We start from the raw sequence: 15,581 nt of genomic DNA, 5'->3' as shown, positions 1-15,581 counted from the left end.
TTATGATCTTACAAGATCGTATGTTGTATCTATTATAGCATGACCTTGTTTCAGAACATCCCTGAGAGGGTAACTACTGATAGAAGGGATGTGATAATAGGATGGATCTGCTGCTATCGATCAGTGTTGCCGTTATAGCTGTTTCCTTCGTTATCCTGTTGTACGCGCTGTATCGAACGTTGAAGCTGGTAAGAGCTGCGCTCGAGGATATGAGACTCTCGATAAGCCGATTGGGAACACAGGTTGCCCTTATAAGCACGGAGGCTAGGGCAGAGGAAGGAATCGTTGGCGCCGTATGCGACGGAATTGCCTCGACGGTCAGAATATGGACAAAAATCAAAAAAATATGAGCTATAATAGAATTCATAAAGGAAAGGGAGAAGAAATGAATACGACTCCATGCAGCATAACGGTTACGATACCCGCTGAAGCACAATACATCAACATAGTCCGGCTTGCCCTGTATGGGATTGCAGAGAAAGCCGGATTCTCGTTCGAGCAAATGGAAGATATGAAGGTGGCCGTTACCGAAGCGTGCACGAATGCCGTTTTGCATGCCTATGAGAGCGGACAGTCGGGAATGATCCACATTCGTATTGAACTTGATAAGCAAGGCATTTGCATCCGAGTCAAGGACGATGGAAACAGCTTTGATTACGACAATGCCACACAGCAATTTGTTTCCCATCACCTCAAAAGCTTGAACGACGTCAAGGCGGGCGGCCTCGGCCTTTTTCTAATGCATGCGCTGATGGATAATGTTGAGGTGCGCACCGATAGAGGTACGGAGGTTATTCTCACCAAGCAGATTGGTAGGAAAGAGGAGATGGCATGAATTCGAATTCATCCAGCCTGGATGCCAAGGAAGCTATTGAGAAAATGCTGGTTTACCAGGCTACGGCTTGCAATGATACAGCTACGCTTTTGCTAGCCAATTACGAACCGATCGTAAGGATGGCGGCAGCCAGGCTGTCGCGCAGTCGTCCCGATTTATATGAGGATCTATTTCAAGTTGGCCAATTATCGATGCTTCGATTGTTCCAGCAATACGATACGAGCAGAGAGATACCGTTCGAAGCGTATGCGATGAAAAGCGTCGTGGGGCATCTAAAAAATTATTTGCGCGATAAATCTTGGTATATTCAAGTACCGCGGCGGATCAAAGAGAAAGGCCTGCTTATTCAGCAGGCTATTGATCAGCTTACGGTAGAGCGTGGACATTCCCCCTCGATCGAAGAGATTGCCGTTCATCTGGAGCTGACGGTCGAAGAGACGATCGAGGTGCTCTCGAGCAGAGAAGCGTACAACTATGTTTCGCTGGATACGCCTCTTTCGAACGAAGGAGACAGCAACGCCACCATTGGTGATTTTATCGTTACCGAGCAGAATGAATATGAAACCGTTGACATCCGGCTTGACCTGGAAGAAGCGCTGGGACAGCTGAAGGACGAGGAGAAGGAAGTGCTCCTTCTCGCTTATAACAACGGGCTTCCGCAGCGCGATATCGCTGCCAGGCTTGGGGTTTCGCAGATGAGCGTGTCCCGGATTCAGAAGCGTGCAATCGGGAAGCTGAAGGAACTGTTGGAGGAGCGGGAAGAGGGACAGGACGGCAAGTAGTTCTGTCCCCTCTAAGAGAAAGCTCCCTTTGGGAATGCATGTTGCATTTCCAAAGGGAGCTTTCTCTTATGATTATTGGGAAGTTATTGGATCGGATCGGGGACCAATCCTTCCTCCATAATTTCACTGTTCGTCTTCATATGCTTCATATCCAGACCTAGTCGAATGATCTCCTGCTCATTGGGCGCCATGGTGTTCATTGGCATGGACTTCACCTTCGCTGCCTGCTTCTCTTTGTCGATTTCGTGCTTAATTCGTGCACGAAGAAAATATAAGCTGTTCATTCGATTACCTCCCATTAGCGTTCATTGCATGCTTGACTTCCTCCTTGGAAGAGTGGATCGACTCTACTATTTTTTCGCCTGATTGCTTCGCATGACTGGCTAAATCCGTAGCTTCCTCGGCTACGCTTCGTCCAATCGATTTCGTGTGGTTGCCAGCRGCAGCGACGAGATTCATCGACTTTGCTTTGACAGTCTGGATTTTCCCTGCTAGCGCCTCCCGCGTCTGAGCGCCTGATTTTGGAGCGTAAAGCAATGCGGATACGACGCCAATGGCGCCACCTACCAGTGATCCTATCAACACACCGCTGCTTGCATTCATCTTTGCCATTTGCCACCCACTCCTTATCGTTAGAAAATAGTAATGCTGCTTATATATAACCGCTATTCGCTGTTTTGAATCATTGACAACCATGAGGCAAGATGATAAGATACAAATTAATTTCATACTATACCACTAGGGATTATAAGTGATTTCTAGTCATTGACCATACAAATGGAGATGTGCAATTCGTTACGGCGAATGTACGTCTCCTTTTTTTTTTGGCTTGGTCAACATGACTTCATACCCGCAATCATCAAACGATACGGAGGCATAGCAATGAGCAAACAAAAAAACGTGAATGTAACGGCGGATGTACTTGTCATCGGTGGCGGGCCGGCCGGCGCATGGGCTGCATGGAGCGCAGCTAAGGAAGGAGCAAAAGTCGTCCTCGTCGACAAAGGCTACTTGGGCTCGAGCGGAGCTACGGCGCCGGGAGGAACGAACTTGCTGTATTTGCCTCCAGACAAGGAACTGCGGGAAGCGGCTGTTCAGGCGAGGCTGAAGTCAGGCGGCTACTTGGCTGAGGCCGATTGGATTCACCGAGTGCTCGATCAGGTGTATATCAATCTGGAGTTGGTCGAGCAATGGGGTTATCCATTCGTACGCGATGAGAACGGAACGCCGATGCGCGATCATTTGCAAGGGCCGGAATATATGGCTCTTATGAGGAAGGTCGTGAAGCGTGCCGGAGTCAAAATATTAGACCAAGCTCCTGCTCTTGAGCTGTTAGTCGATGAGCATGGCGTCGGCGGTGCGCGAGGCCTCCTGAGGCAGGACGAAGGTGAATGGGAAGTGCGGGCGAATGCGGTCGTTATTGCGACCGGCGGCTGCGCCTTTTTGAGCAAGGGGCTAGGATGCAACGTGCTGACGGGAGACGGCTACCTTATGGCGTCCGAGTTAGGCGCGGAGCTGTCTGGCATGGAGTTTACTCGGCGGTATGCGCCAAGTCCGGCTTACAGCTCCAATACGCGCTCCCGCTTGCTTGGCTGGGCTTCCTATTATGATAAAGACGGCAACCCGCTGAACGGTCAACGAAATGGCGATTTTCTCGCTTCGAAGCTGCTTGAGGGACCGGTGTACGCCATTATGAATAAGGCAGATACACCGGAGAAGCAGGCGATATTGCGCAAGTCGCATGCGATCTTCTTCCTTCCGTATGACCGTGCTGGTATTGACGTGTTCACCGAGCCGTTCCCGCTCACGCTTCGTTATGAAGGAACGGTGCGCGGTACTGGCGGCATCCGTATCGTGAACGAGCAGTGCGCAACGACGGTGAACGGCCTGTATGCGGCCGGAGACGCTGCGACACGCGAGCGCATTACGGGCGCCGCGTCCGGCGGCGGCGCGTTCAATGCTTCTTGGGCGATCTGCTCCGGCACATGGTCGGGCAAAGGAGCGGCAGAGTATGCGCGGGCGCAGAGCCGCAGCGCGAGCGAACGCAATCTTCAGCCAGCAGGCAGATATGGTCTGCGGAAGCAGGAACAGCTCGCGAACGAAGGAGAGCCGGTCGATACGCGCGAGCTTGTCAAGGCGATCCAGGACGAGGTGCTTCCGCTTCAGATCAACTATTTCCGTACGGAAGCGGGATTGACCGAGTCGCTGGGTCGGTTGAATGAGCTGTGGCCGAAGGTGAACGAGCAGCAGCCGGAGACGGCTACGGAGCGCGTTCAAGCACGCGAGGCGGCAGCGATGGCCGCAACGGCCAGATGGATGTACACCGCTGCGCTCGCAAGGAAGGAGTCGCGAGGCGCAGGTCTCCATGTGCTGGCCGAATATCCGGAGGTCGATCCGAATCAGCAGTATCGGCTGCTCGTATCGGGATTGGAGCAGATTGTGACGCGTCCGGAATCGGCTGCTCCTGCAGCGGCGAATGACGCGTCAGCCGTGCAGAGCGCAGTTAAGGAGGTGCAGGCAGGATGATAGAGCTTGTAAGCGCAGAACGATGCATTGGGTGCAATTTATGCGTGAAGGTATGTCCAACGAACGTATTCGACAAGACGGAAGGCGGGGCTCCCGTCATTAAGCGGCAGGAGGATTGCCAGACCTGCTTCATATGCGAAGCCTATTGCCCGGTAGACGCACTCTACGTATCTCCTTTCACCGATGAAGCGATACAGGTAGATGAGGGCGAACTGGCATCCAAAGGCATTCTCGGCAGCTGGCGTGAGACGATTGGCTGGGGTCCCGGCAGGCAGAAGCTTGCTGCACTCGATCAGACCCCGTTCATCGACCGTATTCTCCCTCCGCGCCCAGTCCGGGTGGCGGGAATATCGGACGTGAAAGTTCAAACGACCTAGTTATTGATGCATAGAAACGTGCACGGATTACTCCCGTTTTGGTTTGGATAGGTCTGCTTATCCAAATTAAGGCGGGGGTTTTCTTTTTGTAAATGGTAAAATTTTCAGTTGTTTATTCCGATAAACCTGTTGTGGGTTCAAATATGTGGAAAAAGTAGGAAAATAGACATAAAGGAGTGTAAACCATGTTTAAACGTGTGGAAAATGAGTTGGAGCTGGCCATGTTCAACGGCATCTGGACAACCGTCTGGCGAGAGAAAGGTTACGAACTTGAGTTTTCGGACAAGTCGCTTGCCAAATACATCATCGTAACCGATGAAGGCCAATATGTAGGCACTACCGAATTTAAGCCGTATAGCATTACTGACAGCCAGATTAATGCAACAGCTCCCTTTCATGAGCATCCCGACGTTATAGCAGCGGCATCCGAGGTAGCCGAAATCGACAAAATGGCTATTCTGCGCTCCTTTCGAGGACGATATATTGCGGACTTGCTATCCGCTTGCGTATATTTTGCCGAAGGAGAGCGGATCAAATATTATGTTTCTCTAATGGAGCCAGTATTCATGCGCGCGCTTAGGGTCACGTTCCAAGTGCCTCTGAAGAAGCTGGGCGACAAAATTTTTTATAAAGGCGATTATGTGAATCCGGTGTTAATTGACGTGGAGCAAGTCTATCAAAATAAACATCGATTCGAATGGATGATTAGTCCGCAAGACATTCTGCCGAGAAGAAGATTAGTCGCAGAATAGTACAATAATAGCAAATAGCGAAAAGGCGGAAAAGTTATGAAACAATCAGTTGTTGAGCTAACAGATCTGGACAAGCGTAACCGATTATTAATTAAAATTTTGTGGGGGTTGCTCGCTTTAGGCGTTCTAACTGATCTAGCCATCGGACTATCGGCGCAATTAGTGCTGCTTCTGGCTGGCGTAGGCTTGATCACTTGCGGCGGCACGACGTTCCTGACCTACAAGCGAATTATGCCGGACAAAATCAAGTACATCATTCCGTTCATTATGACGCTCCTCGTTACGATGCTGATTGTCTCAGACCCTAATCCGATCGTAAGCACCTACTTCATGGTGTATGTCAATATCGCCGTGATTACGCTGTATGCGGACTACAAAGCCATTATATTGACTGGTGTTCTAGGTGCAGCTCTCAGTACATATATCTTCCTCGATTCGGAATTGCAGCCGCGGTTGTTCCCGGACGAGTCGCTCGTTTATTTGTATCTGTATCTCATCTTCGCAACGGCGGCGCTTGCGGTATCGTCGAATTTCAGCAGACGTCTGCAGCTCCAGGTGATGGAGAAGCAGAAGGAAGCAGTAGCATCCAAGGACATGGCCGAAGCGCTATTGGACAAAATGAAGTCATCCATTATGTTGCTGACTGAATTCAGCAGCAGCCAGCAATCGACCGTTCGTTCAACGGGTGATATATCCCGCGAAGTAACGGCAACCTTCAGCGAGATGTCGGCGGCGATCGAGAAGCAGACGGGAACGATTCTGAATATTAATGAATCGACCCAATCGATTGACAATGACGTGAAGCTGCTGCTAGACGGCACGACGCTGCTGGAGCGTTATTCCACGGAGAACGCTGAGCTCACTGAGCGGAATAGCGAGCAGATGGAGTCGCTTAGCACAGAGGTTGAGCGGGTTCGCGTCATTATCGGTCATACGGTAGAGATGATGAAGCTGTTAAGCGAGCAGAACGATCGCGTCAGTTCGATTGTAGGCACGATCAGCGACATCTCGGAGCAGACGAACTTGCTTGCGCTTAACGCCGCGATAGAAGCAGCGCGAGCAGGCGAGCATGGCAAAGGCTTTGCCGTCGTATCGGGAGAGGTACGTAAGCTGGCCGACAATTCCCGCAAGGCGACGAATGAGATCGCCGATATTTTGTCGGGCATACGGACGCAGATCAGCGCAGTGCATGAGCAGGTAGAGCGCGGTCAGTCCGCCGTGCAGACAAGCAAGGAAGCTTCACAACAGGTCAAGTCGCTAATCGGTCAAATTAATGAGAATTCAGGTCTCGTTAAGGAGCATTCCATTACGGTGGGCAGCTCTGCAGCGCGCTTGAACGAGCAATATGCCGCCATGGCAGACGAAATGGTCAATATTGCTGCAACGACGGAGCAGAATATGGCGTCCGTAGAAGAAGTACATGCAAGCATGGAGACACAAGATCTTAAGATTCATACGATGGTTGAGCAGTACGCCCAGTTGGATCAGCTTCTATCTGAACTGAAGCAAATGGTTGGCAAAAACTAATGGTTCAGGCGTCTCGGACTATTGACGAATTCGTAGTCTCATGATAAATTATATTTAATCCTATTGTATTAGTCGGATATGTGGAGTGAATAAGCAATAGCGCTCGCTAGTAAACTGGAGGCGCATGAGAATCGAGATTCGTTTCGATTGTTATGCGTCTTTTTTGCATTTTTAATCGAACAGGAGATGAAGGAAATGAGTACAACACCTATCACAACAGAGGATCAACCCATTGAGCAGGCATATAGCCCTGATGTAACGAAGACGAGACAACCGGAATACCCGGTGCATCCGCTATTCCTTAATCGCTGGTCGCCAAGATCATACGCAGACCGTCCGGTGAGCGAAGAGGTTCTATACACGGTATTGGAAGCGGCCAGGTGGGCCCCATCCTCAAGCAATCAGCAGCCATGGCGGTTCTATGTGGCGAAGGAGCAAGCGGAGCATGAGGTGTTCCAGTCCTTTATTAAGCCGAGAAACAAGCTATGGTCGGTTAACGCGCCGGTTCTTATTTTAGTCGCATCGCAAAATGTGAAAGAAAACGGGGATCCGAACGGAGCGCATGCGTTCGATACGGGCGCAGCTTGGGCGTCTATCGCGCTTCAAGCGAGACTGCTTGGCCTCTCGACGCGTGCGATCGGCGGTTTCGACCAGGCAGCAGCCCGTGAATTGCTGCAGGTGCCTGCGAATATTTCGCTACACGCCGTTATAGCGCTAGGCTATCGTGGAGATTTGGACTCGCTCGATCCTTCATTCCACGAGCAGGAGAAGCCGAATACGCGCCGTCCTCTAGGTGAGAGCATTCTACCGATTTTGGTTAGCGGCGAAGGCCAGTCCGAACAAGAATAGAAGCAGACTATCGTCGACTTTTATTAAGAGTGGAGAGGAGGGATAACGATATGGGAGCCACAGAAGCTGCGGTAAAACTGGATGCGGACGTCCTGATCATCGGCGGAGGTCCTGCAGGTGCGTGGGCTGCATGGAGCGCGGCTTCACATGGCGCACGTACGGTGTTAGTCGACAAAGGGTATTTAGGGACTAGCGGAGCAACCGCCCCAGGCGGAACGAACTTCTTGTATGTGCCCCCGAATCAGGAGAAGCGGGAGCAGGCGGTGGAGGATCGGCTTGAAGGCGGAGGCAATCTGTCGGAAGCGCCGTGGATCCACCGCTTAATGGAGCAAGCGTACCTGAATATCGAGCTGCTGGAGCAATGGGGGTATCGGTTTCCTCTTGATGGTAATGGAAATCTGTTCAAAGCGCATTTGCAAGGGCCGGAATATATGCAAATTATGCGCAAGGTTGTCTTGAAGGCAGGCGTGCGGATATTGGATCAATGTCCCGCGCTGGAGCTGCTGACGGATGAGCATGGCGTAGGCGGAGCACGCGGCATCTCGCGCCTGGACGGTAAAGACTGGGAGGTCCGCGCGAACGCTGTCGTCATTGCGACAGGAGGCTGCGCATTTCTAAGCAAAGGTCTTGGCTGTAACGTACAGACAGGCGACGGTTTATTGATGGCAGCCGAGCTCGGCGCGGATCTATCCGGTATGGAGTTCAGCAGACAGTATGCGACGACGGCAGCATTCGGCACCATAACTCGCAATCGGATGCTCGGGTGGGCGACCTTTTACGATGAAGAAGGTCATGTGCTTCACGAAGGCGGGCCGCGCGAATCTGATTTTATGGCGAAGCAGCTGTTGAAGGGGCCGGTATACGCCATCCTTAATCATGCAGATACCGAGGAGAAGCGCCGCATCTTAAGGCTCTCCACGCCTGTATGGTTTCTGCCCTTCGATCGCGCCGGTATCGATCCTTTCACGCAGCGGTTTCCGCTAACGATGCGATTTGAAGGAACGATTCGCGGGACAGGCGGGTTAAGGCTTATCGATTATGACTGTTCGACTACCGTTGCCGGACTGTTCGCGGCCGGCGACGCGGCCTCGCGCGAGAAGACTGCCGGCGCAAGGTCGGGTGGCGGCGCGTATAACGCCTCATGGGCTATCGCGTCGGGCACATGGTCAGGCAAAGGAGCGGCCGACTTTGCGCTCGCGCAAGCGAAGGACGCGAGAGTACGGCAATTGAGCCCTGCCGGAGCTTATGGTCTAGAGCGAAATGCGCAGTCCACCGAGTTAATTGATACGAGGGCAGTAGTTGAGCAAGTGCAGCAGGAAGTGTTCCCGCTGGACATTAACTACTTCAGAAGCGAGCCGGTGTTGGAAGCGTCGCTGAAGAGACTTCACTCGCTTTGGCCCGCTATTAAAGGGTCTGTGCCGAATAYGATTCAAGGAAGAGTGCGAGCGCGGGAGACGGCAGCAATGGTTGCTACTGCCCGTTGGATGTATACGGCTGCGCTCGCGCGCAAGGAGACAAGAGGGATGCATGGTTTTCGCGAATATCCGAATCTGAACCCAGCGCTTTCGCATCGTCTTCTGCTTTCGGGTATCGAGCATATTACGATACGTCCGGAACAAGTGCCTCCGCGCTCCTATGACATCGTTTCTCCAGTGGTAGTCGAGAAGGAGGCGGCAAGGCTGTGATTGAGCTCGTAAGCGCGGAGCGTTGTATATCATGCAATCTATGCGTCAAAGTATGCCCGACGAATGTATTCGACAGCGGCGATGACGGTATTCCCGTCATTGCAAGGCAGGAAGATTGCCAGACCTGCTTCATGTGCGAGGCGTATTGTCCAGCCGATGCGCTGTTCGTTGCCCATCATGCCGATTTGCCGATTGAAGTGAATGAGCAGGAGCTTATCGACAAGGGGCTGCTCGGCAGTTGGCGAGCAGCGATCGGATTTGGCTCCAACGGCAAAGTATCGATGGCTTCCTATGATACGACGCCACTCTTGCGATCGATAAGACCGGGAAGAGTAGCCTCGGAGTAAGTTGGAAGCAAGGGGAGAGAGCCTTTATTTTACGTTCAGGAGGAATAGCTAATGGGGAAACCGTTTGAAGTGACAGACGAGTGGTTGAGACGGGTCAAAGCACAGGTGGACGGCACGGAGTATGGTTCGATTGTCATTACGGTGCATGACGGAAAAATCATACAAATCGAGCGTTCAGAGCGCAAGCGTTACGACACGCCTCAAACCTCTCACTCCTCGCAATCCAGACGCCGCTAACGTACCAACCAACCCATCAATAACAGAGCAAGGATGTTCCACGTCTTCGCAAGATCGAAGACTCCCCGGAACATCCTTCTTTAACGTTCATGCTTCATAATTTCCTTTCTCACACTCTCCCATCAGCTCAGAAATAGTACGCAAGCTTCGCTTTGTCCTCTTCCTTGCTGCTACTGAATTTTGGATATTGATGTATAACAAATAAGGTGCTTTTATTTCCTTTCTCACACTCTCCCATCAGCTCAGGAGGTAGGTTGAGGAGATTGTTGATATCCTGAGTAGAGGGGAGAGTGTGGTAAAGGGTATAAAAGGTAGAGGCCTGAGTAGAGGGGAGAGTGAGCTAAAGGGTGTAAAAGGTAGAGGCCTGATTAGAAGGGAGAGTGCGCTAAAGAGAAAGAGAGAGCGGTAGTCCGCGTTGAGAGGTGTGCAGAATGAGGATATATCAGTCTGTGAGTTTCCCCCTCGAAGACGGCGTGACTTCGAGGGGGATTGGGTTAGCCGATGCTTCGGATGACTCTATCTTTGATGGAGCCGGGTACGGGCTCGTGGCTGATGTTTATCGTTTCGATTCCGGACAAGATGATGCGATGAAGCTGGCTAGGATCTTGTTCGGGATATTCCCTCAGTGCATGCATGCCGCGCGACTCTTTGCGTTCGAGGGAGGCTGTGTGCATCCATCGTGCCGTTGCGGCCATCGCAGCGAGCTCACGCGAGCGGAGACGCTGTTGGATGGTAGATCCTGCATAGCGGGCGGAAGCTGATTGCCAAAGAGGTTGCAATCGTGCAAGCGATGCCTGTAGTCCAGGTACGCTGCGGAAGTAGTTGATGTTCAGCGATACTTCTTGCTGCAACGCCTTCACTAGCTCATTTTGCTCCGCTTGCGATAAAGAGCGTGTACGCTCATTAACGGAGTCGCTGTCGTCGCTAGCTTGGCGGATGCCATAGCGACCGGCAGCGCGTAGATTGCGCTGGTCTGCATCGCGCTCTTGACGCAGCGCGTGAGCGGCAGCAGCCTCGCCCGACCATGTGCCGGAGCAARTGGCCCATGAAGCGTTGAAGGCGCCGCCGCCGGACATGCCGCCCATTAGTCGCTCGCGAGAAGCGGCATCGCCAGCCGCATAGAGCCCGGCTACGGTCGTGCTGCAATCTTCGCCGACGATGCGGATACCGCCCGTGCCGCGAACCGTTCCCTCGAACCTCAGCGTCAACGGGAACCGCTGCGTGAAAGGATCGATGCCGGAACGGTCATACGGCAGGAAGAATACGGCGTGGGAGTGGCGCAAAATATTGCGCTTCTCTTCGGTATCTGCTTTATCGAGGACGGCGTATACTTTCTTGCCCTCGCTTATATATTTTTGCAGAATGCCGGCACGATTGCCGTCGCTGTTCAATATATTGCCTTCCTCGTCGGAATAAGTAGCCCAGCCGAGCAAGCGGCCGCGCGTGATGGTGCCGAAGGCGGCGCTTGGCGCATAAGCGCGGCTGAATTCCATGCCCGACAAGTCAGCGCCAAGCTCGGCGGCCATGAGCAGACCGTCTCCGGTGAGCACGTTGCAGCCGAGACCCTTGCTAAGGAAGGCGCAGCCGCCGGTCGCGATGACGACGGCGTTCGCTCGTACCTCCCACTCTTTGCCGTCTAGGCGCGAGATGCCCCGCGCCCCGCCTACACCGTGCTCATCGGTTAGCAGCTCTAGCGCCGGCGACTGGTCAAGCACCTTAACGCCTGCCTTCAGTACGACCTTCCGCATCAGATTCATATATTCCAGTCCTTGCAGATGACCGCGCATCGGGGTGCCGTTCTCGTCGCGGACGAACGGGTAACCCCACTTCTCRATCCGCTCCAGATTGATATAGACCTGATCGAGCACCCGATACGTCCAGGACGGCTCCGATAGGAAGCCGCCCCCCTTCAAGCGGTGCTCGACCGCTTGATCGCGCAGCGCCTGATCCGGCGGCAAGTAAAGCAGATTCGTACCGCCGGGCGCAGTCGCGCCGCTCGTCCCGAGGTAACCCTTGTCGGCGAGCACGACCTTCGCCCCCTTCGAGGCGGCGCTCCACGCCGCCCAAGCCCCTGCAGGACCGCCGCCGATGACGAGTACATCGGCCGTTAGTTGCTTCGTAACGTTCGAGCTCATCCTTATCGCCTCCTGGTGTTATTTAGTCTTTTTAACCGTTTCGAGCTCCTTAAGAATGAGATCTTCCGCTGTTCTTGCAGCCGTATTGATGTCGACTCCGCGCAGCGCGATGTCCTCAATCGCTTTGTTCAGATGCTGGGAAACGTAGTTCTCGTTAGGATCAAGATGAAGAACCGAAGGCTGGGTTGTGAAAATATTAGCGATCTTCTTATCCTTCAGCACCTCGATGTCCGCACCGAATTCCTTCTCCAGCTCCGGCGCAACAATAGCTGGCACGCGGCCGTTGCGTGCAACGATGCGCTGCACTTCGTCGGATAGAATATAATCAAGAACCTGGAATGCAACATCCTTATGTTTGCTGACGCTGGAAATGACGAGCGAGTGAACGTTCGCTTCCTTGTTCACGCCGAGATTATCGCTGAAGTTCGGAATCGGCGCGATGTCCCAGTTAAGCGGTTTGCCTTGTGCGCGAAGCTCCTCGAGCGGTCCGATTAGATTCGCCAGCAGCGTCGGGCGCATCGCTACGTTCTGGTCGACGAGGAACGCATCGCGATCGTACGTATATTTGTCGCCTTGGACGAAACCTGGAATGTCATAGTTTTGTTTCAAAATCYGGAATACGTTCTGCCAATGCTCCGATTGCAGCGCAGGCAATCCCGTCTTCGGATCAAGAGCGGCGATACCATAGCTGCGCTGCAGCGAGGCTGGGCCGTTCTGTACGTCAATGCCAATATAATTAACGCCGTTGTCCGAACGTGTCAGCTTCGTACCGATTTCAAGCGCTTGCTCCCAAGTTAATTGCTCGTCGCCAGGATAAGGCACGCCGAACTTATCGAAAATATCTTTGTTATAGAACAGAGCRGCGACATTGGAGGAGAACGGCAGCGTGAAGATTTCGCCTTGCTTTGAGAAGTTGATGATCGTATCCAGAAGCACCGGTTTTAGGCGCTTCGTGTCGAACTTATATTTCTCGATGTAAGGTGTTAAGTCTTCCATGACGCCAAGATCCTGGAACGCGTGATAGGATCCGCTCGTCAAGTAAACGATGTCGGGAACGTCGCTTGAAGTGAGCACCTCAGCAGGCGTAACGCCTTCCGCAGGTTTGACGAGCTTGAGCGTAATATGAGGGAATTTCTTCTTCACCGGCTCCTCGAAGAAGATTTTGAACTCCGTATCGGTAAGCGTGCCTCCGCCTACATAGAACGATAGGGTTACGGGTTCGGCAGCGGCAGGAGCTTCTTCCTTAGGTTTATCGGTCTGGGCAGCGGCGGCATCAGCGGGCTTATTCGACGCCTGTCCCTCTGTAGTTCCRCTCTTCGCGGAGCATCCGGTTACAAGCAATATTGCAGCTAAAGAAATGACAGTCAGCAAACGCAGTTTCATATGGCATATAGCCCCTCTCTAATAGATCGTTTTATCTCTCATGTTCGATTGTTATAATTGGGTCTGGCAGGTCGTGGAGGCAAAATCCGATTGATAAATTCCGTCGTATCGACGGATGCAAGCTTCGTTCTCCCGGGCCCCCAGCCAATCGTTGCGCGCCAACTGCCAAGCAGGCCGGATGCTATAAGCTGCTCCTCATCGACTGCTTCTTGCACATCAGCCTGAGGCGATACGTATAGCGCATCTACTGGGCAATGCGCCTCGCATACGAAGCAGGTCTGGCAATCTTCCTGCCGTGCAATATAGGGCAAGCCGTTATCGTCCTCATCGAATACGTTCGTTGGACATACCTTCACACAGAGCCCGCATTGGATGCAGCGCTCGGCGCTAACCAGCTCTATCATGTTGTCATCACCTCCCTTAGCAACACAAAAAAACGGAGAAGCACAAGGATCGTGTTTCTCCGTTAGAACGGTCGATTATGGAACTAAACATTATTATTCATAGTTGTTTAGTTGGAATTTATGACAACAATCGTAGCATCCCGAGTTTTGGAAGGTCAAGCATAATTTTTGTGGTTGACAATTCGATTGCCAAGAAACTATATTTAATCCCACAAGAGAACTTGGTATTACCAAATGGCATACGGTTTCGACCGTTCGGACGGAGATGTGCTTCCTAGCAGGAAGTATGCCTCCGTCTTTTTTGTTTGTATTTGGCCAAAAGGAGAGTGTTGAGGAATGGGTAAAAGTAAGATTGCAAAATGGTTGATGCCTATCTTAATCGTGATGGTTGTTGTAGGGGTAACGGCTTGCGCGCAAGGGACGCAGAAAACGCCGACGCCGGCCGCTACGGATAAACCGTCCCAAGAGCCTGTCGAGTTGCTTGTATTCAAGTGGGGCGGAGTGACGCTTACTGCAACGGAGGTCGATAAGTATTTTAATGAGCCGATCGCAAAAAAATTTCCCCATATCAAGGTGAAGCTGATCGACGTGCCGGAGGGCGATCCAATCGAACCGCTGCTTACGCAAGGCATTATCCCGGACATTATTTTCGGCGGCTCGTACACCGCTATTGAGGAGGCTGGTCTAGCTGAAGAGCTCGCCCCGTTCAAGAAAAAATTCGGGTACGATGACAAGAAGATCAAGCCGAGCGTGAACGAATCGATCGAGCTGAAGAGCGGCGGCAATCAGGTGCCTTTCTCGGTTAATCTGCCCGTTATCTATTACAACAAAGATATTTTTGATAAATTCAGCGTGCCGTATCCGACGGAGGTGCAGAGCTGGGATCAAATTCTTGATACGGCGAAGCAGCTGACAAGAGCGGACGCCGGAGTTAACTATATCGGCATTGATTTGCAGCCGGCGAGACTGGCTAGCGGCCTATCGCTCGATATTATCGATCCTGCTACGAATAGGGCGGCAGTCACTTCGCCCGAATGGGTGAAGGTATTCGAGACACTCAAGAAGCTATACAGCATTCCTGGGTTTATCGGCACAGACGATAAGTACAAATACGCGGATAAGGACGATGTGTTCTACAACGATCAGAACTTGGCGCTATATTCGCACAATCTAGCTCAGCTTGTAGGTCCGCTTGAGGAGCTGCGCAAGCAGGGCATTACGCTCAACTGGGACTTCGCGCCGCATCCGAATTTCGAGGACGCGCTTGGCACAAGCATCGAGATTAACGTTCATACGTTAACGCTGTCGAAAGCGAGCAAGCATAAGGATGAAGCCTATCAGGTGATTGAATATATGCTGTCGGAAGAAGTGCAGCGGATCATAACTCGCAACGGCCGCGTATCAGTGCTCGATCTGCCGGAGCTGGAGAAGGAATACGGCGCGGATATCGAGGTGCTGAAGGGCAAGACGATCGAGAATATTTTCAAAACCGAGCCTCGCCAAATCCATAAGCCGAACATTTATGAAAGCAAGATCACCAAATATATTAACGATGCTGCTAAAGATGTGGCCATAGGAGGCGTCGACATTAACACGGCGCTCCGAACGGCGAAGGAGAAAATCGACAAAGACTTGGAGACGCTGGAAACTACGAAGTCTTAATCAAAGAGCACGATACGCAAGATTAAAACCACACTTGACAGGTAGGGATAATGTGTTATTATCGGATTAGCACAGCCTAC

At 52.2% G+C, this 15,581-nt stretch carries 17 protein-coding genes; 12 read left to right on the top strand and 5 right to left on the bottom strand.

Annotation, left to right across the window (positions count from 1 at the left end; genetic code table 11):
- Positions 1-101 precede the first annotated feature (101 nt).
- From AB4Z33_RS02305 to AB4Z33_RS02295, 3 genes are read left to right on the top strand one after another with little or no spacing between them, the layout of a single operon-like run.
- Positions 102-350, top strand: coding sequence for a hypothetical protein (locus AB4Z33_RS02305; protein ID WP_442048339.1), 249 nt, complete (start codon positions 102-104; stop codon positions 348-350).
- A gap of 35 nt (positions 351-385) precedes the next feature.
- Positions 386-835 carry an anti-sigma B factor RsbW gene (rsbW, locus tag AB4Z33_RS02300; protein ID WP_442048338.1) on the top strand — a complete coding sequence of 150 codons (450 nt, stop codon included), beginning with the start codon at positions 386-388 and terminating at the stop codon, positions 833-835.
- Complete coding sequence (locus tag AB4Z33_RS02295; RefSeq protein WP_442048337.1) at positions 832-1,617, top strand: sigma-70 family RNA polymerase sigma factor; 786 nt, start codon at positions 832-834, stop codon at positions 1,615-1,617. The genes rsbW and AB4Z33_RS02295 overlap by 4 nt, the downstream gene beginning before the upstream one ends.
- 83 nt (positions 1,618-1,700) lie before the next feature.
- Here AB4Z33_RS02295 and AB4Z33_RS02290 read toward each other — a convergent pair whose 3' ends face one another.
- Positions 1,701-1,901 carry a hypothetical protein gene (locus AB4Z33_RS02290; RefSeq protein ID WP_442048336.1) on the bottom strand — a complete coding sequence of 67 codons (201 nt, stop codon included), beginning with the start codon at positions 1,899-1,901 and terminating at the stop codon, positions 1,701-1,703.
- A gap of 4 nt (positions 1,902-1,905) precedes the next feature.
- A complete protein-coding gene (locus AB4Z33_RS02285) occupies positions 1,906-2,229 on the bottom strand; it encodes a YtxH domain-containing protein (RefSeq protein ID WP_442048335.1) in 324 nt (107 codons plus the stop codon).
- Between the two features lie 270 nt (positions 2,230-2,499).
- On the opposite strand from AB4Z33_RS02285, the gene AB4Z33_RS02280 reads away from it, so the two are divergent.
- From AB4Z33_RS02280 to AB4Z33_RS02245, 8 genes are all read left to right on the top strand, one after another.
- Positions 2,500-4,143, top strand: coding sequence for an FAD-dependent oxidoreductase (locus tag AB4Z33_RS02280; protein WP_442048334.1), 1,644 nt, complete (start codon positions 2,500-2,502; stop codon positions 4,141-4,143).
- Positions 4,140-4,520: a 4Fe-4S binding protein gene (locus AB4Z33_RS02275; protein WP_442048333.1), complete on the top strand. Its 381-nt coding sequence runs from the start codon at positions 4,140-4,142 to the stop codon at positions 4,518-4,520. The genes AB4Z33_RS02280 and AB4Z33_RS02275 overlap by 4 nt, the downstream gene beginning before the upstream one ends.
- 185 nt (positions 4,521-4,705) lie before the next feature.
- Positions 4,706-5,272, top strand: a complete 567-nt coding sequence (locus tag AB4Z33_RS02270; protein ID WP_442048332.1) for a GNAT family N-acetyltransferase — start codon at positions 4,706-4,708, stop codon at positions 5,270-5,272.
- Between the two features lie 36 nt (positions 5,273-5,308).
- Positions 5,309-6,799 carry a methyl-accepting chemotaxis protein gene (locus AB4Z33_RS02265; RefSeq protein ID WP_442048331.1) on the top strand — a complete coding sequence of 497 codons (1,491 nt, stop codon included), beginning with the start codon at positions 5,309-5,311 and terminating at the stop codon, positions 6,797-6,799.
- Between the two features lie 195 nt (positions 6,800-6,994).
- Positions 6,995-7,648, top strand: a complete 654-nt coding sequence (locus tag AB4Z33_RS02260; protein ID WP_442048330.1) for a nitroreductase family protein — start codon at positions 6,995-6,997, stop codon at positions 7,646-7,648.
- 50 nt (positions 7,649-7,698) lie between these two features.
- Positions 7,699-9,333 carry an FAD-dependent oxidoreductase gene (locus AB4Z33_RS02255; RefSeq protein WP_442048329.1) on the top strand — a complete coding sequence of 545 codons (1,635 nt, stop codon included), beginning with the start codon at positions 7,699-7,701 and terminating at the stop codon, positions 9,331-9,333.
- Positions 9,330-9,680, top strand: coding sequence for a 4Fe-4S binding protein (locus AB4Z33_RS02250; RefSeq protein ID WP_442048328.1), 351 nt, complete (start codon positions 9,330-9,332; stop codon positions 9,678-9,680). The genes AB4Z33_RS02255 and AB4Z33_RS02250 overlap by 4 nt, the downstream gene beginning before the upstream one ends.
- Before the next feature lie 51 nt (positions 9,681-9,731).
- A complete protein-coding gene (locus AB4Z33_RS02245; protein ID WP_337098354.1) occupies positions 9,732-9,917 on the top strand; it encodes a YezD family protein in 186 nt (61 codons plus the stop codon).
- Between the two features lie 494 nt (positions 9,918-10,411).
- Here the strand turns inward: AB4Z33_RS02245 and AB4Z33_RS02240 are convergent, their stop codons facing one another.
- From AB4Z33_RS02240 to AB4Z33_RS02230, 3 genes are read right to left on the bottom strand one after another with little or no spacing between them, the layout of a single operon-like run.
- Positions 10,412-12,052, bottom strand: a complete 1,641-nt coding sequence (locus AB4Z33_RS02240) for an FAD-dependent oxidoreductase (RefSeq protein ID WP_442048327.1) — start codon at positions 12,050-12,052, stop codon at positions 10,412-10,414.
- A gap of 18 nt (positions 12,053-12,070) precedes the next feature.
- Positions 12,071-13,435, bottom strand: a complete 1,365-nt coding sequence (locus tag AB4Z33_RS02235) for an extracellular solute-binding protein (protein ID WP_442048326.1) — start codon at positions 13,433-13,435, stop codon at positions 12,071-12,073.
- Positions 13,436-13,473: 38 nt separating this feature from the next.
- Complete coding sequence (locus AB4Z33_RS02230; protein ID WP_442048325.1) at positions 13,474-13,839, bottom strand: 4Fe-4S binding protein; 366 nt, start codon at positions 13,837-13,839, stop codon at positions 13,474-13,476.
- 336 nt (positions 13,840-14,175) lie between these two features.
- Here AB4Z33_RS02230 and AB4Z33_RS02225 point away from each other — a divergent pair, with 336 nt between their 5' ends.
- Positions 14,176-15,501: an ABC transporter substrate-binding protein gene (locus tag AB4Z33_RS02225; protein ID WP_442048324.1), complete on the top strand. Its 1,326-nt coding sequence runs from the start codon at positions 14,176-14,178 to the stop codon at positions 15,499-15,501.
- The last annotated feature ends 80 nt before the right edge of the window (positions 15,502-15,581 follow it).

The sequence above is a fragment of the Paenibacillus sp. 2TAB19 genome, assembly GCF_052115185.1.
Lineage (GTDB): Bacteria > Bacillota > Bacilli > Paenibacillales > Paenibacillaceae > Pristimantibacillus.
Note: the sequence above shows the minus strand (reverse complement) of the source record. Positions and strands in the feature narration are given on the sequence as shown.

Excerpts from the sequence above, each read along its gene's own strand:
- AB4Z33_RS02265 (WP_442048331.1), top strand. The coding sequence starts at position 5,309 with ATGAAACAATCAGTTGTTGAGCTAACAGATCTGGACAAGCGTAACCGA.
- AB4Z33_RS02305 (WP_442048339.1), top strand. The coding sequence starts at position 102 with ATGGATCTGCTGCTATCGATCAGTGTTGCCGTTATAGCTGTTTCCTTC.
- AB4Z33_RS02260 (WP_442048330.1), top strand. The coding sequence starts at position 6,995 with ATGAGTACAACACCTATCACAACAGAGGATCAACCCATTGAGCAGGCA.
- AB4Z33_RS02275 (WP_442048333.1), top strand. The coding sequence starts at position 4,140 with ATGATAGAGCTTGTAAGCGCAGAACGATGCATTGGGTGCAATTTATGC.
- rsbW (WP_442048338.1), top strand. The coding sequence starts at position 386 with ATGAATACGACTCCATGCAGCATAACGGTTACGATACCCGCTGAAGCA.
- AB4Z33_RS02280 (WP_442048334.1), top strand. The coding sequence starts at position 2,500 with ATGAGCAAACAAAAAAACGTGAATGTAACGGCGGATGTACTTGTCATC.
- AB4Z33_RS02245 (WP_337098354.1), top strand. The coding sequence starts at position 9,732 with ATGGGGAAACCGTTTGAAGTGACAGACGAGTGGTTGAGACGGGTCAAA.
- AB4Z33_RS02225 (WP_442048324.1), top strand. The coding sequence starts at position 14,176 with ATGGGTAAAAGTAAGATTGCAAAATGGTTGATGCCTATCTTAATCGTG.
- AB4Z33_RS02295 (WP_442048337.1), top strand. The coding sequence starts at position 832 with ATGAATTCGAATTCATCCAGCCTGGATGCCAAGGAAGCTATTGAGAAA.
- AB4Z33_RS02270 (WP_442048332.1), top strand. The coding sequence starts at position 4,706 with ATGTTTAAACGTGTGGAAAATGAGTTGGAGCTGGCCATGTTCAACGGC.
- AB4Z33_RS02290 (WP_442048336.1), bottom strand. The coding sequence starts at position 1,901 with ATGAACAGCTTATATTTTCTTCGTGCACGAATTAAGCACGAAATCGAC.
- AB4Z33_RS02230 (WP_442048325.1), bottom strand. The coding sequence starts at position 13,839 with ATGATAGAGCTGGTTAGCGCCGAGCGCTGCATCCAATGCGGGCTCTGT.